The 21,981-nt window shown below is 68.8% G+C and carries 19 protein-coding genes and 1 pseudogene; 7 read left to right on the forward strand and 13 right to left on the reverse strand.

The genetic code is table 11. The features are described from left to right. Positions 1 to 18 precede the first annotated feature (18 nt). Positions 19 to 618, reverse strand: a complete 600-nt coding sequence (locus AC1DG4_RS06580) for a 50S ribosomal protein L25/general stress protein Ctc (protein WP_477379635.1) — start codon at positions 616 to 618, stop codon at positions 19 to 21. A gap of 190 nt (positions 619 to 808) precedes the next feature. On the opposite strand from AC1DG4_RS06580, the gene AC1DG4_RS06585 reads away from it, so the two are divergent. Next, positions 809 to 934 carry a hypothetical protein gene (locus AC1DG4_RS06585; protein WP_477379636.1) on the forward strand — a complete coding sequence of 42 codons (126 nt, stop codon included), beginning with the start codon at positions 809 to 811 and terminating at the stop codon, positions 932 to 934. Between the two features lie 88 nt (positions 935 to 1,022). On the opposite strand, the gene AC1DG4_RS06590 is transcribed toward AC1DG4_RS06585, so the two are convergent. The 6 genes from AC1DG4_RS06590 to AC1DG4_RS06615 form a co-directional block, all read right to left on the reverse strand. Further along, a complete protein-coding gene (locus AC1DG4_RS06590) occupies positions 1,023 to 1,736 on the reverse strand; it encodes an ABC transporter ATP-binding protein (protein WP_477379638.1) in 714 nt (237 codons plus the stop codon). Then, complete coding sequence (locus AC1DG4_RS06595; protein ID WP_477380398.1) at positions 1,723 to 2,625, reverse strand: ABC transporter ATP-binding protein; 903 nt, start codon at positions 2,623 to 2,625, stop codon at positions 1,723 to 1,725. The genes AC1DG4_RS06590 and AC1DG4_RS06595 overlap by 14 nt, the downstream gene beginning before the upstream one ends. Positions 2,626 to 2,669: 44 nt before the next feature. Then, a complete protein-coding gene (locus AC1DG4_RS06600) occupies positions 2,670 to 3,875 on the reverse strand; it encodes a branched-chain amino acid ABC transporter permease (protein WP_477379640.1) in 1,206 nt (401 codons plus the stop codon). Continuing rightward, on the reverse strand, positions 3,872 to 4,888 hold the full coding sequence (locus AC1DG4_RS06605; protein ID WP_477379642.1) for a branched-chain amino acid ABC transporter permease: 1,017 nt from the start codon (positions 4,886 to 4,888) through the stop codon (positions 3,872 to 3,874). Before AC1DG4_RS06605 ends, AC1DG4_RS06600 begins: the two co-directional genes overlap by 4 nt. Before the next feature lie 100 nt (positions 4,889 to 4,988). Further along, positions 4,989 to 6,209, reverse strand: coding sequence for a branched-chain amino acid ABC transporter substrate-binding protein (locus AC1DG4_RS06610; RefSeq protein ID WP_477379644.1), 1,221 nt, complete (start codon positions 6,207 to 6,209; stop codon positions 4,989 to 4,991). 159 nt (positions 6,210 to 6,368) lie between these two features. Beyond that, positions 6,369 to 6,503 carry a hypothetical protein gene (locus tag AC1DG4_RS06615; RefSeq protein ID WP_477379646.1) on the reverse strand — a complete coding sequence of 45 codons (135 nt, stop codon included), beginning with the start codon at positions 6,501 to 6,503 and terminating at the stop codon, positions 6,369 to 6,371. A gap of 48 nt (positions 6,504 to 6,551) precedes the next feature. Here AC1DG4_RS06615 and gndA point away from each other — a divergent pair, with 48 nt between their 5' ends. Then, positions 6,552 to 8,000, forward strand: coding sequence for an NADP-dependent phosphogluconate dehydrogenase (gene gndA, locus AC1DG4_RS06620; RefSeq protein ID WP_477379648.1), 1,449 nt, complete (start codon positions 6,552 to 6,554; stop codon positions 7,998 to 8,000). Between the two features lie 82 nt (positions 8,001 to 8,082). Here the strand turns inward: gndA and AC1DG4_RS06625 are convergent. Together AC1DG4_RS06625 and AC1DG4_RS06630 are read right to left on the reverse strand one after the other, a co-directional pair. Then, positions 8,083 to 8,700, reverse strand: a pseudogene (locus AC1DG4_RS06625) (bifunctional 4-hydroxy-2-oxoglutarate aldolase/2-dehydro-3-deoxy-phosphogluconate aldolase); the annotation flags it as partial. Continuing rightward, positions 8,637 to 9,548, reverse strand: a complete 912-nt coding sequence (locus AC1DG4_RS06630; RefSeq protein WP_477379651.1) for an SMP-30/gluconolactonase/LRE family protein — start codon at positions 9,546 to 9,548, stop codon at positions 8,637 to 8,639. The pseudogene AC1DG4_RS06625 and the gene AC1DG4_RS06630, both read right to left, overlap by 64 nt. A 109-nt stretch (positions 9,549 to 9,657) precedes the next feature. Here AC1DG4_RS06630 and AC1DG4_RS06635 point away from each other — a divergent pair, with 109 nt between their 5' ends. Together AC1DG4_RS06635 and AC1DG4_RS06640 are read left to right on the forward strand one after the other, a co-directional pair. Then, positions 9,658 to 10,575, forward strand: a complete 918-nt coding sequence (locus AC1DG4_RS06635; protein ID WP_477379653.1) for a dihydrodipicolinate synthase family protein — start codon at positions 9,658 to 9,660, stop codon at positions 10,573 to 10,575. Then, complete coding sequence (locus tag AC1DG4_RS06640) at positions 10,572 to 11,288, forward strand: SDR family NAD(P)-dependent oxidoreductase (RefSeq protein WP_477379655.1); 717 nt, start codon at positions 10,572 to 10,574, stop codon at positions 11,286 to 11,288. Before AC1DG4_RS06635 ends, AC1DG4_RS06640 begins: the two co-directional genes overlap by 4 nt. A gap of 65 nt (positions 11,289 to 11,353) precedes the next feature. Here the strand turns inward: AC1DG4_RS06640 and AC1DG4_RS06645 are convergent, their stop codons facing one another. The 3 genes from AC1DG4_RS06645 to AC1DG4_RS06655 are packed head-to-tail and all read right to left on the reverse strand — an operon-like array spanning position 11,354 to position 14,508. Then, positions 11,354 to 12,661, reverse strand: a complete 1,308-nt coding sequence (locus tag AC1DG4_RS06645; RefSeq protein ID WP_477379657.1) for an ABC transporter substrate-binding protein — start codon at positions 12,659 to 12,661, stop codon at positions 11,354 to 11,356. Positions 12,662 to 12,715: 54 nt separating this feature from the next. After that, entirely contained in the window at positions 12,716 to 13,576 is an 861-nt protein-coding gene (locus AC1DG4_RS06650; protein WP_477379659.1) for a carbohydrate ABC transporter permease, read from the reverse strand. Further along, positions 13,573 to 14,508, reverse strand: a complete 936-nt coding sequence (locus tag AC1DG4_RS06655; protein WP_477379661.1) for a carbohydrate ABC transporter permease — start codon at positions 14,506 to 14,508, stop codon at positions 13,573 to 13,575. Before AC1DG4_RS06655 ends, AC1DG4_RS06650 begins: the two co-directional genes overlap by 4 nt. A 215-nt stretch (positions 14,509 to 14,723) precedes the next feature. On the opposite strand from AC1DG4_RS06655, the gene AC1DG4_RS06660 reads away from it, so the two are divergent. Together AC1DG4_RS06660 and AC1DG4_RS06665 are read left to right on the forward strand one after the other, a co-directional pair. Beyond that, the gene (locus AC1DG4_RS06660) at positions 14,724 to 15,527 is read left to right on the forward strand and encodes an IclR family transcriptional regulator (protein WP_477379663.1); all 804 of its coding nucleotides are present in this window, start codon (positions 14,724 to 14,726) and stop codon (positions 15,525 to 15,527) included. 93 nt (positions 15,528 to 15,620) lie between these two features. Next, positions 15,621 to 16,781, forward strand: a complete 1,161-nt coding sequence (locus tag AC1DG4_RS06665; RefSeq protein WP_477379665.1) for a mandelate racemase/muconate lactonizing enzyme family protein — start codon at positions 15,621 to 15,623, stop codon at positions 16,779 to 16,781. 59 nt (positions 16,782 to 16,840) lie between these two features. On the opposite strand, the gene AC1DG4_RS06670 is transcribed toward AC1DG4_RS06665, so the two are convergent. After that, complete coding sequence (locus AC1DG4_RS06670) at positions 16,841 to 20,848, reverse strand: golvesin C-terminal-like domain-containing protein (protein WP_477379667.1); 4,008 nt, start codon at positions 20,846 to 20,848, stop codon at positions 16,841 to 16,843. 111 nt (positions 20,849 to 20,959) lie between these two features. On the opposite strand from AC1DG4_RS06670, the gene AC1DG4_RS06675 reads away from it, so the two are divergent. After that, complete coding sequence (locus AC1DG4_RS06675) at positions 20,960 to 21,949, forward strand: acetylxylan esterase (protein WP_477421135.1); 990 nt, start codon at positions 20,960 to 20,962, stop codon at positions 21,947 to 21,949. The last annotated feature ends 32 nt before the right edge of the window (positions 21,950 to 21,981 follow it).

Here is a 21,981-nt window from a genome sequence, read left to right on the forward strand (position 1 = left end):
AGAAATTCGAACCGCGGATCACTCCGCAGCGGCGCCCTCGGACGAGGCGGCCTCAGCGGTCTCGTCCTCGGACTCGGCCGCAGCCTGCGCCGAGACGGCGACGATGAGCAGCTCGGGGTCGGCGGCCAGGGTGACGCCCTTGGGAAGCTTGACGTCGGCGGCGGTGATGTGCGCGCCGTCCTCGAGACCCTCGACCGAGACCTCGACGTTCTCCGGGATGTGCGTGGCCTCGGCCTCGACGGCGAGGTGGGTGTTCTCCAGCTGCACGATGGTGCCCGCGAACGCCTCGCCCACCACGACGACGGGAAGCTCGATGGAGACCTTCTCGCCCTTCTTCACGACCAGGAGGTCGATGTGCTCGATGATCTGGTGCACCGGGTCCTTCTGCACGTCCTTGACCAGGGCGAGCTCGGCACGACCCTCGATGTCGAGGGTGAGCAGCGCGTTGGCGCGGCGGATGAGCAGGCCGACCTGGTGGCCGGGCAGGGCGACGTGCACCGGGTCGGTGCCGTGGCCGTAGATGACGGCGGGGATCTGGCCGGCGGCGCGGAGGCGACGGGCGAAGCCCTTGCCGAAGCTGGTGCGGAGCTCCGCGACGACCTTGTTGTCTTCAGTCATGATGTTCTCCTTGTTCACACGCGGCACAGGGGCTGCGCGGTGGTCTGAGTGCGTCGTCTCGACATGACGGAAGGAGAGCCAGAGCTCGCCGCGTCGATCACGGATGTGCGCGCACGCGCGCCATCCCTCGCCGAGGACCCCACCATGTTACCCGAGTTCGCCGTGCGCCACTGACGGTAGGCTGTACGGCATGACCGATGGTGCATTCCTCTCCGAAGCGCTGGCCTGGCTGATCGGCCTCATGACGATCGGCGCCGCCGTGCTCTGCTTCGGCGCGCTGTTCTCGCTCGGCCGCTCCGGCTACCGCAAGGACTGACGAGCCCCGTACGAAGAACCGCGCCGCCCCCTCTGGACGACGCGGTTCTTCTCGTGTGAGCAGGCCCTTCGACAGGCTCAGGGACGGTTCACCCCACGCCGAGGTAGGCCTCCTTCACGGCCGGATCGGCGAGCAGCTCCTTGCCGGTTCCGGTGCGGGTGATCGCCCCGGTCTCGAGCACGAACGCGCGGTGCGCTCTGGCGAGGGCCTGGTTCGCGTTCTGCTCCACCAGCAGCACGGTCGTGCCCTGCGCGTTGATCTCCGTGATGATCTTGAAGATCTGCCGGATAAACTGCGGAGCGAGTCCCATGGAGGGCTCGTCCAGCAGCAGCACACGGGGCTGCGACATCAGCGCACGGCCGATCGCGAGCATCTGCTGTTCGCCGCCGGACATCGTGCCGCCGAGCTGCTTCTTGCGCTCGTCGAGCCGCGGGAACAGCGAGAACACGCGCTCGTAGGACTCCGCGACGCCCGACTTGCTCTTCAGTCCGAACGTGCCCATGTCGAGGTTCTCCAGCACCGTCATGCCGGGGAAGATCCCCCGACCCTCCGGCGCCTGCGAGATGCCCTTGACCACCCGCAGGTGCGCCTTCATCTTGGTGATGTCCTGGCCGTCGAACGTGATGGATCCGCTCGACGGCTGGAGCAGCCCCGAGATCGTGCGCATCGTCGTCGTCTTGCCCGCACCGTTCGCGCCAATCAGAGTGACGATCTCTCCCTCATCGACCGAGAAGGAGATGTCGTGGATCGCCTTGATCCTTCCGTAGTGGACCGCGACGTCCTTGAGTTCAAGCAGCGTCATCTTCGGGCACTCCCAGGTAGGCGGCGATCACACGCGGATCGTTGCGGATGGCGGCAGGCAGGTCGTCGGCGATCTTGCGACCGAACTCCAGCACCACGATGCGGTCGGTGACGCCCATCACGAGCTTCATGTCGTGCTCGATGAGCAGCACCGTGTAGCCCTCGTCCCGGATGGATCGGATGAGCGCCATCAGATCCTCCTTCTCGGCCGGGTTGAAGCCGGCGGCCGGCTCGTCCAGGCAGAGCAGCTTCGGATCCGTCGCGAGCGCGCGGGCGATCTCGAGGCGCCGCTGGGATCCGTAGGACAGATCCCTCGAGCGCTTCTGCGCGTGCTGGGCGATGCCGACGAAGTCCAGGAGCGCCATCGCCCTGTCGACCGAGCTCCTCTCTTCGCGGATGTGCCGCGGGGAGCGGATCAGCGCGCCCGGCACCGAGGTGCGGTGCCGGGCGTCGAGGCCCACCACCACGTTCTCGAGCGCCGTCATCTCGCCGAACAGCCGGATGTTCTGGAACGTGCGCGCCAGGCCCATCCGCGTGATCTGGTGCTGCTTGCGGCCCTTCACCGACGTCCCCTCCAGCAGCACATCGCCGCTGGTCGGGCGGTACACGCCGGTCATCGCGTTGAAGCACGTCGTCTTGCCCGCACCGTTCGGTCCGATGAGACCGAGGATCTCACCGCGCCTGATGTCGAACGTCACGTCGTCGAGGGCGGTGAGGCCGCCGAACTTGATCGTGAGGTTCTTCACTTCGACGAGCCTCTCGCCGACGGCGACCTCGATCTCGCGCTCGGACTCCGCACCCTCGACGAGCGGCGGGGCCTCGCCCGGCACGATGTCGGGTTCTGCGCCGGCTTCGGGCAGCGCCTCCGCGGCGGATGCGGCGCCGGTCACGGGCTCCTCCGGAGTCGCGTCGGCCCTGTTGTCGTTCTCGTCGGTCACGACGCTCCTCCTTCCGTGCGCGGCATGGGTGCTCCCGGCGGTTCCGCACCTCTCGGTGTCTTGGGTGGCGCCACCCATTCGATCGCCCTGCGCGAATATGCCATGAGCCGCATCTTCGCCGGGATGAGACCCTGCGAGCGGTAGATCATCAGGATCACCAGGGCGACGCCGAAGATCAGGTACTTGTAGTCGGCGACGGCCGTGAACCGCAGCGGGATGTACGCCACGATCGCACCACCCAGGATCGCGCCGACCTTGTTGCCCGTGCCGCCGAGGACGACGGCCGCGAGGAACAGGATCGAGGTCTGCACGTCGAACTTCTGGTTGTTGACGAAGCCGACCTGACCGGCGAAGAGCGCACCGGAGAGACCCCCGACGCTCGCGCCGATCGCGAACGCCCACACCTTGTACTTGAAGGTCGGGACGCCCATGGTCTCCGCCGCATCCTCGTCCTCGCGGATCGCGACCAGGGCGCGCCCGACGCGCGAGCGCTCCAGGTTGCCCGCCAGCAGCAGGATGATGATGAGGATCGTCACGGTCAGCCAGTACCACGGGGTGCCGTTCGAATTCGCGAAGATCGGGATCCCGTTCGGCCCGTCCCCCGGCGGGCGGCCGACGTTCTGGAAGCCGACCTGACCCTTCATCGCCGGGATGATGGTCGCCAGGATCCGGACGATCTCACCGAATCCGAGCGTCACGATCGCCAGGTAGTCGCCACGGAGACGCAGCGTGGGCACGCCCAGCACGACTCCGAAGACCATCGCGATCACCATGGCCAGCGGAAGCGTCCACAGGTATGGGATCTTCAGGTACGGCGAGTCGGGGCTGGTGAACATCGCCGCCGTGTACGAGCCGACGGCGAAGAAGGCCACGTACCCGAGGTCGAGCAGGCCCGTGTAGCCGACCACGACGTTCAGGCCGACCGCGACGAGCGCGTACACGGCCATGGCGAACAGGGCGAGGGGCCAGTCGTTGCCTGGCGCCGTACTGATCGGGAAGAAGTTCAGATACGGCATCGCGTAGGCGATCGCGACGACGATCAGCATCCACCCCCACTGCGCGGGGCGGGACAGCGCGTTCCAGCGTTCGCGCAGTCCGCGGAACGGTCCGCGGCGTACGGTCGCGACCGTCTCGGTCTCGATCGTCTCGCGGGCCGACTCCGCCGTGGGCAGCGGGCGGGGTCCGTCGGATGAGGTGCTCATGCCCTGCTCCTTCCGAGAGTGGTGCCCAGGATGCCGGTCGGTCGGACCAGCAGGACGAGGACGAGGATCACGAAGGCCACGACGTCCGCCCACTGCGCGTCTCCGAGCAGGATCTGACCGTAGTTGCCGACGACGCCCAGCAGGATGCCGCCGAGCAGCGCGCCACGGACGTTGCCGATGCCGCCGAGGACGGCGGCCGCGAACGCCTTGACGCCGAGGATGAACCCGCCGTTGTAGATGACGCCGGAGGGCACCAGCATCACGTAGAACAGCGCGGCGGCTCCGGCCAGCAGACCGCCGATGATGAACGTGATCACGATGGTGCGCTCCTTCGAGACGCCCATCAGAGTCGCGGTGTCGGGATCCTGCGCCACCGCGCGGATCCCGCGTCCCGTCCGGCTGCGGCGGATGAACATGTCCGTACCGACCATCAGCAGCACCGCCGAGACGACGATGATGATCTGCTGGTTCGTGATGATCGTGCCGAACACATCGAACACCGGCGTCGCGATGAACATGGTCACCGCAGGCTGCGCGTTCGCCCCGCCGATGAACGGCAGGAAGATCAGGTACTGGATCGCGAACGAGACGCCGATCGCGGTGATCAGGAACGCCAGTCGCGGCGCGTTCCGTTTACGCAACGGTCTGTAGGCGACCCGTTCGACGATGAACGCGGTGCCCGCGGAGAACACCATGCCGACCACGAGCGCGAGCAGCAGATCCATGATGATCGCCGCTGGTCCGATCGTCGGGGCGCTGGGACCGAAGCCGAGCATCGTCAGGGTGATCACGACGCCGTAGGCGCCGACGATGAACACTTCCGAATGGGCGAAGTTGATCAGGCTCAGGACGCCGTAGACGAGGGTGTAGCCGACGGCGATCAGGCCATAGACGGCACCGAAGGTGAGGCCGTCGAAGGTGGCGCTCCAGAAGTTCTGGAGCAGTGAGTTGATATCGAAATTGATCCAGGACGAGTCCATGTGCACCACGGACTGAGCGACGAGATCGAGCATTCAGTTTTCGCTTCCACAGAGGGCGCGCGGTCGCGCCGGGAAAGAGCAGGGGCAGGGGATCCCGCGGCACGGAGGACCTCCGTGCCGCGGGATCCTTCGGTCACTGACCGATCGGACCGATGTAGGCGATCTTGCCGCTGTCGACCTTGTAGCCGTACACGGCGGGCGCCTGCAGCTCTCCTGTGGAGTCCCACTTGTAGTGCTTGCTCAGACCGTCCTTGTCGTAGTTCTTGACCCAGTCCTTGAGGTCGGCGCGGCTGACCTTGCCCGCGTCGATGCCGCTCAGCAGCACGGTGGCCGCGTCGTAGCCCTCGATGGAGTACGTGCCGGGCTCGGCGTTCGAGGCCGCCTTGTACTGGCTCTCGAAGTCCTTCAGCAGCTCGCCCGGGATGCAGGGGCAGGTGAAGAAGGCGTTCTTCGACGCGTCGCCGGCCAGCTTGATGAACTGGTCGTCCTTCACGCCATCGGGGCCGACGAAGGCGCCGGTGTAGCCCTTGGCGACCAGCTGCTGGTCGAACGGCGCGGCCTCAGCGTAGTAGCCGGCGTAGTACACGGCGTCGGGCTTCGCGGTCATGATCTTGGCGATCACAGCCGAGAAGTCCTTCTGGCCGGTGGTGACCTTGTCGCCGCCGGTCTTGGCGGAGCCGAGGGCCTCGCCGGTGGCGTTGGCCAGGCCGATGCCGTAGTCGGAGTCGTCCTGCACCAGGTAGACCTTCTTGGCCTTCAGGGTGTCGGTGACGAACTTCGCGGCGGCCGGGCCTTGCTGCGAGTCGTTGCCGAGGCCGCGGAAGAACGTGGTCCAGCCGTTCTTGGTCAGGCCGGGGTTCGTCGCGGACGGGGTGATGTGCACCAGCCCCTGCTGCTCGAAGATGTTGCCCGTGGCCTTCGACTCGCCGGAGAACGGCAGGCCGATGACGCCGACGATGTCCGCCTCGCTGACCGCCTGGGTGACAGGGCCGGTGGCCTTGTTCGGGTCGCCCTCGGTGTCGAACTCCTTGAGGCCGATCTGGCAGCCCGGGTTCGCCTTGTTGTGCTGGTCGATCGCGAGCTTCACCCCGTTGACGATGTTGATGCCGAGCTGGGCGTTCGGGCCGGTCTCGGCGCCGATGTAGCCGAGGTTGAGGTTCGAGCACGTCGCCTTGCCGTCACCGGCGGGCAGAACCGCGTTCTTCGGGGTGTCGACCGACGACACGGTGGGGACGTCGATCTTGCTGCTGCTGCCGGTCGTCGACGACGCGCCACCGGCCTGATTCGCGCAGCCCGCGAGCAGCAGTAGTGCGGCTGCAGCTGCGACCCCCGCGACGACTTTCTTTCGGATCATTTTGTGATTGCCTTCCGATTCGGGTCATCGAGCGTCCCTTGCGAAACGTCGATGTCTTCAAGGTGTGGCGAGCGTACCTCTATGTACGCGTTCCGCGCACGACATTAGTCCGACGGCGTCCAGTTTTCGCGCGATAACGCGACACGGCTACCCGGATCGTTACACGCCGGACACGCGACCGTCATCCGCCCGCAAACCGAGGACTGGCCAGAGGTCGTCGCCGAGCACGGGGACGACGTCGCCGAGGCCGACGCCGCGGTCCGCGGCGACGCACAGCCCTGAGTCCTGCCCCAACAGCGATACCCTGAATCCATCCCCCACCGGACACACGAGGAGATCACCGTGCCCACTGCCGCTGCCAATATCGGAGTCGTCGGACTCGCCGTCATGGGTTCGAATCTGGCCCGCAACCTCGCGAGCCGCGAGGGCAACACCGTGGCGATCTTCAACCGCAGCTACGAGAAGACGCAGGGCGTCCTGGACGCGCACCCCGAGGCAGGGTTCGTCCCCGCCGCGACATACCAGGAGTTCTCGGACGCGCTGCAGAAGCCGCGCACCGCGATCATCATGGTCAAGGCCGGCGCCGGCACCGACGCTGTGATCGACGAGCTCGTGAAGGTGTTCGAGCCGGGTGACATCATCGTCGACGGCGGCAACGCGTACTTCCCCGACACGATCCGCCGGGAGAAGGCCGTGCGCTCCACGGGCATCAACTTCGTCGGCGCCGGCATCTCCGGCGGCGAGGAGGGGGCGCTCACCGGCCCCTCGATCATGCCGGGCGGATCCGACGAGTCCTGGGTGACGCTGGGCCCGATCCTGCGCTCGATCGCCGCGATCGCCGAGGGCGAGCCCTGCGTGACCCACGTGGGCCACGACGGCGCCGGCCACTTCGTGAAGATGGTGCACAACGGCATCGAGTACGCCGACATGCAGCTCATCGCCGAGGCCTACGACCTGATCCGCCGCGGCACGGGCAAGGCCCCGGCCGAGATCGCCGAGATCTTCGCCGAGTGGAACAAGGGCGAGCTGGAGTCGTACCTCATCGAGATCACCGCCGAGGTGCTCCGTCAGGTTGACGCCTCCACCGGCGCGCCACTCGTGGACGTCATCCTCGACCAGGCCGGCGCCAAGGGCACCGGCGCCTGGACCGTGCAGACCGCGCTCTCGCTCGGCGTCCCGGTCTCCGGCATCGCCGAGGCCACCTTCGCCCGCTCGCTGAGCTCGCACCCCAAGCAGCGCGCCGTCGCCACGGCCCTTCCCGGACCGTCCGAGCCGTTCACGGTCGCGGACCACGACGCCTTCATCGAGGACGTGCGCCTCGCGCTGTACGCGTCGAAGATCGTGGCGTACTCGCAGGGCTTTGACGAGATCCGCGCGGGCGCCGCCGAGTACGGCTGGAACATCGACCTCGGCGCGATCTCGAAGATCTGGCGCGGCGGTTGCATCATCCGCGCGCAGTTCCTGAACCGCATCGCCGACGCCTACGCTGCGACCCCGGACCTGCCCGTCCTGATGACCGCTCCGTACTTCGCCGAGGCGATCGGCCGCGCCCAGGCCGCCTGGCGCCGCGTCGTCGTGGCCGCCGCGCAAGCCGGCATCCCGGCCCCCGCGTTCTCCTCGTCGCTGTCCTACTACGACGGGATCCGCGCCGACCGCCTCCCCGCCGCCCTCGTTCAGGGCCAGCGCGACTTCTTCGGTGCGCACACCTACAAGCGCATCGACAAGCCCGGCACCTTCCACACCCAGTGGTCCGGCGACCGCACCGAGATCGAAGCCGTCGACACCCACTGACGCGGGTTCCTACCTGCGAGTCGTCCCCGTCAGCGCACCCCAAAGCCACGAGATCTCCGGACGGCGTCGCCGCATCGCCGAGGAGCGGTCCCCCGACGCCGACGGCGAACGCGCCGGCCTCGAGGTAGTCCCGCACCGTCCCGACCGACACTCCACCGACGGGGATGATCCGCGCGTGCGGCAGCGGCTCGCGGACGGCACGGAGGAACCCGGGGCCGAGCCCAGACGCCGGGAACAGCTTCACCGCTGCGGCGCCAAGATCCAGACCGCGCTGGATCTCCGTGGGCGAGTAGACGCCGGGGAGCACGCCGATCCCCTCCCCGATCGCGTACTCGACGGACTCGCTCAGCGTCGGYGTCACCATGAACTGCGCGCCGGCCGAAACCGCCCTGTCGACATCCGCGCGGGTGAGGACCGTACCCGCACCGATCATCGCGTCGGCCGGGGCGTCATGGACGACCTGTGCGATCGCCTCCTCGGCTCCGTCGAGAGTGAGCGCGATCTCCAGCGTCAGGACCCCCGCCTCCAGCAGCGTCCGCGCCGCCGCGACCGTGGCATCGATGTCGGTGCCGCGGAGGATCGCGATGAGCCTGCTCGCGCCGAGCCGCTCCTGCAGACGCCCGTTGTCCACGATGCTCACGAGTCGCTCCTGCCGGCCGATGCGTCGCGGGGAGCGCCGAGCGGGACCGCTCCGCGCCACGGCAGCGCAGGAGAACCGCCGACCTCGACCTGCACGCCCAGAATTGCGCCGTCCGCCGCGGAGGGACCCTGCAGCCCGATGCTCGCGGTCGTGATCACCAGCAGGTCCTCGACGAGAGCGACCGCGGTCGGCCTCGTCGCGGGGAGCGCGATCGTCTCGTCGAGCGCTCCCTCGGGTGAGTAGCGGCGCACCTCCCCCGCATCCCACACCGCGACCCAGAGCATCCCCTCGCTGTCGATCGCCATGCCGTCGGGGTTCCCACCGCCGACGGCGCACACGGTCCGCCGTCGTGACAGCCGCCCGTCGGGCGCCACGTCGAACGCCTCGATGCTGCGGTGCGGAAGCGTGTCGATGTAGTACATCGTCGACCCCGTGCTGTCGAAGACGAGTCCGTTGGACACGGTGACGCCGGCGAGGCGTTCGACCGCGACCCCGTCCTCGTCGATGCTCCACAGCGCGCTGTGCGGCGCCCTCGGCATCGACTGGCTGCCCACCCAGAAGCGCCCGGACGGATCGCAGGCGCCGTCGTTCATGTAGTCGCCGGGCCGGGCGAGATCCGAGACGACGTGAGCGATGCCGCCGTCATCGCTCACATGGACCACCGCGCGATCGACCGCGACGAGCCATCCCGCCCCCGCCTCGACGAGAGGCGCCGGCGCACCGATCTTCGCCCCGACGACGACGGATGCGGCCGGCACCAGCCGTCCATCCTCCATGCGCCCGCGATGGAAGCGGCCTGTCGCCATGTCGATCCAGGCGAGGCTGCCGTCCCTGCCATCCCAGCGCGGCGATTCGGCCTGGACGTATCTTTCGTCGGAGATGATCTCGACGGTTCGTGAGCGCGACATCCGTGCCCTCTTTCACTGGTAGGCGATAACCGTTATGTGGCAGACTATCTCACAATATGCATACCACTTGCGAGAAATGTGATCCGATGATGAAGCGGGGAACCAGCCGATGACGACCACCCTCCACGGCTTGATGCCGATCCTGGCAACGCCGTTCGATGAGACGGGCGCACTCGACCGCGCCGGACTTCGCCGGCTGGTCGAGTTCGAACTCGCCTCCGGCGTCGACGGCGTGGCCGTCTTCGGGATGGCGAGCGAGGGCTTCGCGCTGACGACCCGGGAACGGCGCACAATCCTCGAGGACGTCGTCTCGGTGGTGGACGGACGCGTACCCGTCGTCGCCGGGGTCAACGGCACCTCGACAGCGACGTCGATCGAGCAGGCCCTCCTCGCGGAGGAAGGCGGCGCCGACGCACTCATGGTGCTTCCGCCGTTCATGGTGAAGCCCGCGGCGAGCACGCTCGTGGAGTTCTACGGCGACGTCGCCGGATCCACCTCCCTCTCGGTCATGGTGCAGGACGCCCCCGGCGTCACCGGAGTGACGATGACGCCGTCGCTCATCGCCGACCTCGCCCGTCTCGAGGGTGTCGACTCCGTCAAGGTCGAGGCACCCCCGACGGCGCCCAAGGTCGGGGCCGTCGTCGATGCGCTCCACGGGTCGGACTTCGCGGTGCTCGGCGGCCAGAACGCCCAGTTCTGCCTGGAGGAGTACGCGCGCGGCGCCGTCGGCACGATGCCCGCGTGCGAGTTCCCCGACCTGCTCGGCCCCGTGCTGGCCGACTTCGTCGCGGGGCGCGTCGAAGAGGCACGCGCGGGCTTCCGTCGTATGCTCCCTCTCGTGCTGATCGGACTGCAGGGCGGCATCGCGTGGGCGGTGCACAAGGAGGTCCTCGTGGCGCGCGGCATCATCGAGCACGCCACCGTGCGCTACCCGGCGGCCCGTCTCGATGCGGGCAGCCGTGCGGCGGTGCACCTCGTTCTGGAGGAGCTCGCATTGCCTCCCCTGCCGACCGCGGTGCGCGTGTGACCAGCCGTGTGCTGCTGATCGGCGGCGGATCCGACATCGGCATCGCGATCGCGCGCGCGTTCGCGGAGCGCGGCGACGCCGTCGTCGGAGTCGGGCTGGAAGCGACCGTCGATCCGGCTTTCGCGAGCTATCTCGTCGCCGACTGCAGCCGCGCCGAGGGCGCGGACCGAGCCGTCTCCGACGCCGCGACGGCCCTCGGCGGCATTGACGTCGTCGTTCTCGCGGCGGCGCGCATGCCGATCGGCCGCGCCGAAGCGACGAGCGACGAGGACTGGCACGGGGCGCTGGGCGCGACACTCGACTCGGCGTTCTTCGTCGCCCGTGCCGCGCTGCCGCTGCTCGCGCCCGGCTCGTCGATCGTCGCGGTCACCTCGGTCAACGCCACGCTCGCGGCGCCGGCCCTGCCTGCGTACGCCGCCGCCAAGGCCGGCGTCGAGGCCCTCATGCGGCAGCTCGCGCTGGACTACGGACCGCGTGGGATCCGCGTGAACGCGGTGCAGCCCGGGAGCATCTCCGCCGACGACACCGGCGAGACCGAAGGCTACCCGCTGGGCAGGATCGGGCGCCCGGAGGAGGTCGCGTCCGTCGTCGCCTTCCTCGCCTCGGAGGGAGCGTCCTTCATCACCGGCGCGACGATCCCGGTCGATGGGGGGCTCTCCATGTCCTCCCCGGCCTCGTGGCTGAAGCCGGTATTGCGCGACCGCTGGCTCTGACGCCGTCTCGATCGAACACGAAAGCCGCGCCGGAGATCCTCCGGCGCGGCCTTCGTGTTCGAGGTTCAGGAGTTGGAGTCGAGCAGCCCCTGGATTTCCTTCTTCAGGGCGTTGAGACCGGCCTGCACGTCCACCTGGCCGGCGAGGATGGTCGCGACGCCGCCGCCGATCGCCGCGTCGATCTGCGCCGTCACGGCGACGCGATCCCAGGCTGCGGCTCGCGCGTGCTCCGACACCTGGGTGCGGAACGTCCCCTGGAACTTGTCCGCGGCGAGGGCGGGGATCTTGTCCGCGACGCTCTTCGCGGCCGGCGCCACGGCGGAGCGCTCGTACAGCGCCGTCGCCGCCGAGACATTGGTCGCCGCGTACTTGATGAACTCGCGACTGGTGACCTCCCCCTCACCGGCCGTCGCGAACAGGCCGCTGCCCCAGGCGCGGTTGTAGGACTTCTTGCCGTCCACGGTGGGGCGCGAGATCGCGCTGACGTTGTCGATGATGTTCTGCGCGGCGCCGTTCTTCTTCAAGAAGGTCGGGACGAGCGGCGCGTCGTCATAGACGGCCGCCCGCCCGCTGGCGAACAGGATGCGGGCGTCGCTGCGCGCGACGTTGGTCTGCGTGAGTCCCGCATCCATGAGGGACTTGTACCAGGTGATGGCCTTGACGCTCGCCGCGTCACCGATCGTGCACTTCAGATCGTCCGTGACGACCTCGCTCCCGAAGCCCCACATCCAGTGCACGGCATCCTTCAGGTCCGGGTTCTTGGTGACCGCCGCATACGGGATCAGCGAGGAGTCCTGAGCCTTGATCTTCTCGAGCGCCGTCGCGAACTGCTCGACGGTCATGCCGGACTTGATGCCGACGCTCTTGGCGATCTCGCCGTTCGTGGCGATGCCGATGCCCGATGCGGTCAGGGGCAGCACGAGCAGCTTGCCGTCCTTCGTGTAGGAGTCGAGGACGCCCTGAGGGATCCCGAGGCCCTTGGCCAGGTCGGTCAGGTCGGCCAGCAGGTCCATCGGCGTGAGCACCTGCCATCCGCCCGACTGCCCGACGCCCAGGAGCTTGCCGGAGCGGCCCGTGAGCGCCAGCTGGGTGGCGGCCTGATCGTACGGATAGATCACCGGTGCGACGCTCACCTTCGCGTCCTTGGAGAATCCGTCGATGATCCCCTGCCACGCGGGCTTCAGCGCCTCCTCGCCGAGCGAGTTGCCGTAGAAGTTGATGGTCTTCGCCTTGGTCGCGGCGTTCGCCGTGGCACCGGGGGGCGTCGCGGCCGGGGTGGCGCAGCCGGCGAGCGCGAGGACGCCGAAAGCGGCCAGGGCGGTGCCGCCGCCGAGGAAGGCGCGACGACTCAACTGCGAGTTCGGGATGTTCATGGGCACAGCTCCTTCAGGGACAGGTCGGGAATCGAGGTGTTCGGGGACAAGCGGCTAGCCCTTCACCGCACCGGCCGCGAGGCCGGAGACGAAGTAGCGCTGGAGGACGACGAAGATGATGACGAGCGGGAGCGAGGTGATCAGAGAGGCGGCCATGAGCGCCGGCCAATCCGCCGTGCCCTCGTGGATGAACGCCTGCGTGAGCCCGGCCGGCAGCGTCTGCTTGTCGGGACCCGCGAGCGTGAGYGCGAACAGGAGGTCGCTCCACCCGCGCATGAAGGCGAACATCGCTGCGGTGATGAGCCCCGGCACGACGAGCGGGAAGACGATCCGGAACACGGTGGCCGTCCGGGAGAGCCCGTCGACCTTCGCGGCCTCCAGGATGTCGTCCGGAAGGCCGTCCATGATCCCCTTGAGCAGGAAGACGGTGAGCGGCAGCGTGAACGTCGTGAACGAGAGGATCAGGGCCGCATAGGTGTACAGCAGGCCCGCGGAGCTCAGCATCAGGTACAGCGAGATGAGCAGCAGCGCACCGGGGATCAGCTGACCGATGAGGAACATGAACATGATCGCGTTGCGTCCGCGGTAGCGGAACTTCGAGAGCGAGTAGGCCATCAGCCCGCCGACGAGCACGGCCAGCAGCGCGGTGCCGCTGGACACGATGACGCTGTTGCCGAGGTTCTTCAGAAGGGCGTCGTTCTGGAAGAAGCCGACGAAGTTCTCGATCGTCGGATCGACCGGGAAGAACGGCCGGTTCTGGGCGAAGACGTCCTCCTTCTTGGTGAACGCGGTCGCCGTGAGCCAGTACACCGGCAGCAGGCCGAAAAGACCGAGCAGAATGAGGGCCAGACGCCCTGGGACGGACAGATGGGGGCGGATGATCCCCTCGCCGACGTCGCGGTTGCGGCGCATCATTTCTCCAGTCGTCGGTTGAGGAGCAGATATCCGCTCGAGATGATCGCGAGCAGGACGAGCCAGAGCGCCCCCATCGCGGAGGCCTTGCCGAGCTCGTAGCTGCCGAAGGCGAGGTGGTAGAGGCTCACGGCGAGCGTCGTGGTCGAGTTCCCCGGACCCCCGCCGGTCATGACGAAGATCGTGTCGAAGTTGCCGAAGTTGTAGATGAACTCGAGCACGGCGACGAGCGTGACGGGGCCCGCGATGTGCGGCAGCGAGATGTACCGGAAGCGCTGAGCGCGGGTCGCACCGTCGATCGTCGCGGCCTCGATCTGCTCGCTGGGCAGCGTCTGCAGCACCGCGAGCGCGACCACCATGATCCAGGGGAAGGAGTGCCAGGTCTTCGCGATGATCACCGCGGACATCGCTCCCACGGGGTTGCCGAGCATGCTGATCTCGGGCAGGCCCAGGATCGTCAGGATGTGGTTCACGACGCCATAGCTGTCGTTGAAGATCCACGCCCAGAGGAAGGACACGACCACGCCGGGCAGCAGCCACGGCAGCATCAGCGCGCCGCGCAGGACGGTGCGTCCGCGCATCCGGGAGTTCAGCAGCATCGCCAGAGCGACGCCGAGGAACAGGGGGAAGACCGTGGAGAGCGAGGCGAACACGAGCGTCGTCCCGAGTCGCGCCACGAACTCGTCCCAGATCAGCGCGTAGTTGTCGAAGCCGACGAACGTGCGCTCCGGACGCAGCAGAGACTGGTCGTAGAGGCTGGTGCCGATGCTCGAGACGAGCGGGAAGATCGCGATCACGAGGAACAGCAGGACCGCAGGAAGTGCGATCATGAAACCGAAGGTGCGGTCCTTCGCGCCCAGCGTGGAGCGGCGTCCCGAGCGCGGCGAGGGGACCTGCTCGCGGATCTCTGGCCGCTCGAGGGTGGCTTGTGGCATGGCATTCACTTTCCGGGTGGGGTGGGCCCTTCGGGCCCCTGCACGCCGTCGTCGCAGTCGTCGACGATGACGTGCAGTCAGTCAACCACAATGCGGATGCGAAATCCACAAGATGCATAAGACACCCACATTTGCCTTGCCTGGCATCAACAGTCTCATTAGGATGACTGGCAACGGTTCCGCAGACGCGGCGGCCGCGGGGAGGAGAAGGCGCAATGGCATCGGAATCGGTGGGTGGCACCCAGACCGTGGAACGGGCGATGTCACTACTCGCCTGCTTCACCGAGGAGTCGGGTGAGCTGCGGGTCTCCGAGCTCTGCACGCTGACCGGACTCGGGCAGTCCACGGTCTCCCGCATGATGTCGGCGCTCGACCGGATGCGCTTCGTCGTCCAGGACGGTCGCACCGGCCTGTACCGGCTCGGGCCGGCGGCGGTCGCGCTCGGTACGATCGCCCTCAACGGCTCGCCGATCTTCCGCGCCTCGAGGCAGATCGCGCAGAACCTCGCCCGCCGGATCGAGATCGGCGTGAACGTCGCCGAGCTCAGCGGCTTCACCTTCACCTACCTCTGCAACTTCGAGGGCGCGCTCGCCCCGAAGTCGTTCGCGATGGCGGGACGCACCGGCCCGCTGCATGCCACCGGCCTCGGTAAGGCCCTGCTCTCGGGAATGACGTCCGAGAAGGTCGACGAGTACTTCGAGCACTCCCCTCAGCGCTTCACACCGCACACGATCGTCGACCGCGACGCCATGCAGGTCGCCCTCGACGAGAGCCGCAGCCGCGGATACGCGACCGAGATCGAGGAGCTCGCCTTCGGACGCGCGTGCATCGCCGCACCGATCCACAATCGGGCGGGAGAGATCGTCGCGGCGCTCTCGGCGAGCGGGCCGCTCTCCGTGCTCGACCTGCACGCCCCGCACCAGGAGCTCGCGCTGCAGCTCATCGAGGCGGCGGACGAGATCTCGGTGGCGCTCGGGTACAGCCCCTCCCGCTCCGCGAGCGCCTTCGCCGCCCTCTGACCCACCGCCGCGATCCGTTCGCGGCGCCCAGAAGCTCATCGCCGCGGCACACGCCGTCGGCTTCTTCCCCCACCACTGTCTTCGGAGACCCCTGTGAAGATCACGCGCGTCCAGACGTTCCCCCTCTTCCTCTCGCGAGAGGATGCGGCCGACTCCTATGCGGGCGACACGGGCGTGGCCCATCGCGGCTACGTCATCCGACCGCCGTGGCGGAGCCTGTACTCCCCCGGCTACGAGTCGCTCCTCGTCAAGATCGAGACGGACGAGGGGCTCGTCGGATGGGGCGAGGCTCTCGCCCCCGTCGCCCCCGAGGTCGTCGCCGCAGTGGTCGATCATCTGCTCGCCCCGCTCATCCTCGGCGAGGATCCGCGATCCGTGCGGACGCTCTGGCACAGGATGACCGAGTCCATGCGCGAGCGGGGGCATCTCACCGGCCACCAGGCGGATGCCATGGCGGCGGTCGACATCGCGCTCTGGGATCTGTGGGGACACGCGACCGGCCTCTCCGTCTCCGAACTCGCCGGCGGCCGCTTCGCGGAGATCCTGCCGACCTACGTCTCCGGAATACGCGGGAACGACGATGCGGAGCGCGTCGACAAGGCGGCGGCCTTCGTCGAGGCGGGCGTGCGGCGGATCAAGCTGCACCTCGGCACCGACATCCGCACCGACCTCGCCACGTATGACGCGATCCGCGCCGTGCATCCGGATCTCGATCTCGCGCTCGACGCGCACTGGACCTACCGGCTCGGCGAGGCGAAGGCGCTGGGACGAGAGCTGGATGACCGCAGAGCCTGGTTCTTCGAGGCGCCCCTGGCGCCCGAGGACGTCGAGGGCCACCGCGATCTCGCGGCGACCCTCGCCACGCCGATCGCGATCGGCGAGGCGATGCGCAGCCGTTTCGAGTTCACCGACTGGCTCGCCCGCAGGGCCGTCGGCCTGACCCAGCCCGACATCGGCCGCACGGGCATCACCGAGGGGCTCGCCATCGCCGCGGTCGCCGATGCATTCCATGCGCAGGTCGCGCCGCACCATTCCGCCGCGTTCGGCATCGCCATGGCCGCGGGTGTGCACGTCGCGGCGAGCGCCACCTCATTGCTCGCCTTCGAGTACCAGCCGTTCACGCTGCCCGTCGCCAACCTCATCCTGACCACCCCGCTCGAGGTGCGACCCGATGGAGGATTCCTCGTCCCCGCAGGCCCTGGACTCGGCGTCACGGTGGATGAGGCGGCCGTCGCCCAGTTCGTCCGGCGCTGACCGCACGGCGCCACCAGGAAGGGGTGGACCGGAGCCGCGCTCCGGTCCACCCCTTTTCGTCAATCCCCGACCCGCACGAACTGCGCGGCGCTGACCCGGTGGATGTTCGTGCTGCGGACCTCCAGCCGCACGACGCCGGGAGCACCGGCGTCGTAGCGGAACGTGCCGAGCGCACGCCACGCGGTCGCACCCTGGGTCTGGTCCACGATCACCTCGCTGCTGCCGCCCTGGTGCTCGACGACGTACGCCGCGGACGTGGTCGTCGTGGGATTCGTCGGATACCAGACCGAGACGCGGTAGAGACCCGGCTGAGGAAGCTCCGCCTTCCAGGTCACGGTGCTTCCCACGGAATCGGAGTCGCTGTACCGCGTGCGCGTCCCGTTCCAGCCGGTGAGCCCGCTCGGGTACCACCGTCCGGTCTCGAGGTATCCGGGCCAGGGCGACTGGGTGTGCACGATCACGCCTTCGTCGGCCATCCTCACCAGGACTCCTCGGCGCAGGGTCTGATCCAGCCGCGCCTCGAATCTCGTGCTCGAACCAGGAGCGACGGTCGCCCCTGCCGTCACGGTCCAGGTATGCGTCAGATCGGAGCGCGGCGGCACGACGACCGCCGCATCGCGCTGATCGATGGTCCACCCTGTGGCGCCGTAGAGCGCCAAAGTGCCCTGGAGCGGCGTCACGCCGGTGTTGATCACCAGGGCCGTCAGCTTCACGGTCGCCCCTGGCCCGCTCGCGACCTCGGTGTCGGTCACCAGGGACACGAGCCGGCGCCGATCGATCACCTCGATCGACGCGGGCCTCAGCGTGACGGGCGTCGCGCCCGGCATCGACAGCGATCCCGCGACCTGGACCTCGCCGAGGGCGGCGGAGGACGCGATCACCACAGCGGACTCCACGCGGACGGTCGCGTGCGCGGGGACGGTGATCGGCGGCACCGTGCCTTCCAGCTGCCACCCGCTCGGCAGGGTCAGCCCGACGCTGCCGGCAACCTGCTCGGCCGTGCCGTTGCGCACCTCGATGATCAGCGGGACCCTGTCGCCGGCCGTGCCCGTGGCCTGCGCGACCACGTCGCCCGACACCTCCGAGCCGGAGCCTCCGAGCCGTGCGGGCAGGCGCAGCGTGACCTCGGCCGTGGTCGTCCCTCCGGCCGAGACCGTATAGGCGAACGTCTTCGCCGGATCGTCCACCGGGATCGTCCATTCGTAGGGATAGCCCTTGGCCGGCGCCTGCTGTGCGGCCTGCCCGCCGATCCGGTAGGAGAGGGTCGCCTGCTGCTCGGTGTCGATCTGCACATAGGCGTCGTATCCCTGCCCGCCGGGCCGCACCAGCAGCATCCCTCGGACGAGCCCGTAGTCGGTCGCCGGATCGGAGTCGACCTCGCGGAAGCTGTCCGGTCCGTGGTCGGCGATGTCGTCGGACGGCAGCTCCGGCCGCTGTACCGCCACGTTCCGGACGACCAGCGCGAGCAGGCCGCGCCCTGGCACGGTGACGGTGACCCGGCCGTCGACCGCGGCCTGCGAGGAGCGGCTGCCATCCGCCGCGACCACTTCGACCACGGGAGCGGCGGAGCGCGGCACTCCGGTCAGATCGCTGACCAGGTCCACCACGACCTGCTGGGCATCGGACGCCGAGTTCGTGAGGCTGAGGTAGAGCGCGCTGTTGCCGACGCCGGCGATCCAGTTGATCAGCGGGTTGTCCAGCGCGATCAGGCCCGCGGGGAAGTAGGGCCACACCCCCGTCTCGCCGAAGAACGAGCCGGGCGCGTGGCCGTAGGCGAAGAACTTGAAGTACGCGAAATCCGCCTCGAAGACGTGCGGGAACTCGATGCTGCCCGAGCTGCGGTAGAAGCTCTCGCTGATCAGGTAGTCCATGGCCAGGCCGAGCTGCGCCGGCGCATGGTGGAAGTAGTACCCGGTGATCCCGACCGGACCGCTCGTGGCGAAGTCCGGTTTCATGTGCGCGACCTGGAACTGCCGGCCGTAGTAGCCGGGATAGGTCGTGAACCTGCCGATCACCATGTTGTGCGCGACGTCGGCGAGCAACGGGTCCCCGGCGCGGTGAGCCAGCCGCAGCAGCGCTCCGGCCCAGCACGGGTTGAAGACGTACCCGCCGCCGGGATCGGTCACGGCGCTCACCCCGAGCTTGAACGACGAGAGCGCCTCGAAGGTGAGACCCGAGGGCGAGACGTACCAGGCCGGAACCGTCTCGGTCGCCACGCCCGTGACCGGGTACGGCGGCAGCGATGAGCGGGACTCCCAGTCGTACTGCTGCGTGATCACGTGACCCACCGGAACGGTGACGGTCTCATCCGGCACCGGCCGCACGGCGGTCTGCGTGATGAACCGCTGCACCTCGCGGTGGGCGCCCTCCAGGAAGACCGCCTCCCCCGTCACCTCGAACAGCTCGAGCAGGTCGACCCAGTACTTGGAGAAGCTGTAAGCGAACCCGCCGGGCGGCTGGCCGTTGCCGCGGTACGGCGTGAGGATCTGCTCCTGCACGTAACGGCGGCCGATCAGGCTCGCCTCCGCCAGATACGCCGGATCCCCGGTGGCCCGGTAGGTCGCGAGCGGGACGGCGAAGGGCGCACGGCTCTGCCCCACGACTCCGGACTTCGTGGCCTGCACGGCGAGCCGCTGGATCCCGGCGTTGCGTCCATGGGTGAGCTGGTAGAGCGCCGTCAGGTTCACCGCGTCGGTCGGGATGCGGCCGAGCCGGTACTGCGTCTTGTCGTTGTAGACCGGGCTGCCGATCACCGGCGAGTGCCCGATCCCCTTGCGCGAGACCTGATACTCGATCAGCGGTCGGGCGCGCCGGTCGTACAGGGGGCCGCCGGTCTTGCCGGTGAGGTAGTGCGCGGAGAGCACCACGCCGCTCGCGGCGGTGCGGACCGCGTCCTCGTTCTCCACATCGACGAAGCCCTTGGCGCGGTTCCACCACCCCGAGAAGGACGGGATGTAGTCGACGGAATCGTCCCCGGCGGGCTCGACGGCGATCAGCTCGGCCATCGCGTGCACGGCATCGGTCAGTGATCGCTCGTAGATGTTGTGCCGATAGGCCGTCATCCCGTATTCGCCGCGGCACAGCTGGGTGTAAGCGGCGTACAGGGCCCCTGCCTGCGCGGCCACGCCGAAAGCGAAGCCGCGCTCCTCCCCCGCCGCCATCGCCGTGCGGAGGCCGGGCTGCGGCGAGTACATGCAGGGCACGAGGTCGAGGCTGTCGTTGCGCAGGCTCATGCCGTACGGCTGGCGGTCCGACATGAGCTGCCGCTCGTGCACGAACTCCGCGACCTCGGACGGCAGGTAGACACCGGAGGTGACCGGGATGCCGCCCACGGCGTATTGCGTGAGCGCCATCGGGGCGAAGAGCTCCCACGCCCCGAGCGGGGCGGAGCCGTCGAGGACGGACAGCGCGTGCTGGTACGACCCGCACAGCACCTCGTCGAGATCGTCGAGCGACCGGGCGTCCTGGCTCTGGTAGCCGACGATGTAGTCCCCGGCGTTCTTCGCCGTCAGCACGTGATGGGCCTCCGGGTTATCGCCCTCCAGACGCCAGCGCACGACGAGGTCGACGTCGTCGGTGCTGGTGCGCAGTTCGATCGCCTGCGGGCTGAGGACCTGGAACGAGGTGAAGCCCAGCCAGCTCGGTGCCAGCGGGCCGTAGAGCTCCGGCGCACTGCCGGACGGCAGCGCCCCCTTCAGCACCACCCACTGCTCATCGAACCGGTGCCCGGAGTCCGTCACCGCGAGCCATCCGCCGTCATGCGCGACCTCGAGATCGCGCACGATCGTCGCCCCTCCGTCCCACGTGGCCTGGAAGAAGGTCATCCGGTGGTTCGTCCCGACCAGCTGCGCCACCTGCGTCATCGCCAGGTTCGGCTTGTCCAGCCGACGCAGCGCGTCCGCGTAGGCGCCGCTCGCCGTGGGGAGCTCGGTGGCCGCGGCCGACGAACCTCCGGCGGTCTGCGCGCCGAGGACCGGCGGGAGCACGCCCGCGATCACCAGCATGCGCAGCACGGATCGCCGACTCCACTGCAGGGAGCCCTCGTCATCTCTCTTCTCTGAAAGCATGATGCATATATTGCATTTCATATGCGATGATGTCAATGGATCCCCCGCGAGGCGCGGATGCCGTCTGCGCGGCAGTATCGAGGAGGAACGCAACCGGTGAGGAGTCAGTCGTTGCACGGCGGAACACCCGAAGAACTGACCGAGTACTCGCTCGGAGCACTGCTCACGCCGACCCCGGATCAGCCGGAACCGGACGACTTCGACCGGTTCTGGCAGTCGACCTTCGAGGAGTTCGGCACCGGTGCCGTCGCGTGGCAGACCGTGCGGGAGCTGGACGCCACGCCGACCCATCGCGTGRCCGAGATCCGCTTCGAGTCCTCCGCGGACGAGCCGGCCGCCGCGTTCGTCATGGAGCCCCACGCGACGACGGCCGTACGTCGCGGACTCGTGGTCGGGCACGGTTACGGGGGTCGCACGGGCCCCGACGCCGACCGCGTGCCCGCGGACACGGTCGCGGTCTTCCCCTGTGCACCGGGGACCAACACGGAGGCGCCCAGCCGCTTCCCCGCGCTCCCTGCGGAGCACGTGCTGGCGGGCATCGCGCATCGAGACACCTACTCGCTGCGCTTCGCCGCCGCGGACATCTGGCGTGCGGCGACCGTGCTGCTGGACATGGCCCCGCCCGCCGCGGACGCCCTCGACTTCAGCGGCAGCAGCTTCGGCGGCGGGATCGGAGCGATGGCGCTTCCCTGGGATGCGCGCTTCCGCCGTGCGGCGCTGGATGTCCCCAGCTTCGGCGCGCACGCGATCCGGCTCACCCGGCGCTGCACGGGGAGCGGAGAGGCCGTCCGGACCCATCTCCGCACGCACCCCGAGGCGCGTGACACGCTCGACTACCATGACGCGGCGACCGCGGCCCGTCGCCTTCGCGTCCCGGTGCACGTCGGAGCCGCGGTGCTCGACCCCGCGGTCGATCCACGCGGCCAGTTCGCGGTGTACCACGCGCTCGCCGGGCCACGACGCCTGACGGTGCGGGCCAACGGCCACATCGACGCGCCGGAGGGCCGGCTGGCCGACGCGCTGGCCCTGCAGGCGGCCATCGACTTCCTGGCTCTCCCCGAGGACCGCCTGCGCGACGCGCCCCACGCCGCCCCCGCCTGAGCCCCTCCCTCTGCCGCTCAAGACGCTCCCAC

The sequence above is a fragment of the Microbacterium sp. 05N427 genome (genome assembly GCF_056397105.1).

Bases quoted from the DNA above. Each gene is read 5' to 3' on its own strand.
- AC1DG4_RS06580 (WP_477379635.1), bottom strand. From the start codon at position 618: ATGACTGAAGACAACAAGGTCGTCGCGGAGCTCCGCACCAGCTTCGGC.
- AC1DG4_RS06605 (WP_477379642.1), bottom strand. From the start codon at position 4,888: ATGCTCGATCTCGTCGCTCAGTCCGTGGTGCACATGGACTCGTCCTGG.
- AC1DG4_RS06655 (WP_477379661.1), bottom strand. From the start codon at position 14,508: ATGCCACAAGCCACCCTCGAGCGGCCAGAGATCCGCGAGCAGGTCCCC.
- AC1DG4_RS06610 (WP_477379644.1), bottom strand. From the start codon at position 6,209: ATGATCCGAAAGAAAGTCGTCGCGGGGGTCGCAGCTGCAGCCGCACTA.
- AC1DG4_RS06645 (WP_477379657.1), bottom strand. From the start codon at position 12,661: ATGAACATCCCGAACTCGCAGTTGAGTCGTCGCGCCTTCCTCGGCGGC.
- AC1DG4_RS06635 (WP_477379653.1), top strand. From the start codon at position 9,658: ATGACGACCACCCTCCACGGCTTGATGCCGATCCTGGCAACGCCGTTC.
- AC1DG4_RS06670 (WP_477379667.1), bottom strand. From the start codon at position 20,848: ATGCTTTCAGAGAAGAGAGATGACGAGGGCTCCCTGCAGTGGAGTCGG.
- AC1DG4_RS06600 (WP_477379640.1), bottom strand. From the start codon at position 3,875: ATGAGCACCTCATCCGACGGACCCCGCCCGCTGCCCACGGCGGAGTCG.
- AC1DG4_RS06585 (WP_477379636.1), top strand. From the start codon at position 809: ATGACCGATGGTGCATTCCTCTCCGAAGCGCTGGCCTGGCTGATCGGC.
- AC1DG4_RS06630 (WP_477379651.1), bottom strand. From the start codon at position 9,548: ATGTCGCGCTCACGAACCGTCGAGATCATCTCCGACGAAAGATACGTC.
- AC1DG4_RS06590 (WP_477379638.1), bottom strand. From the start codon at position 1,736: ATGACGCTGCTTGAACTCAAGGACGTCGCGGTCCACTACGGAAGGATC.
- AC1DG4_RS06660 (WP_477379663.1), top strand. From the start codon at position 14,724: ATGGCATCGGAATCGGTGGGTGGCACCCAGACCGTGGAACGGGCGATG.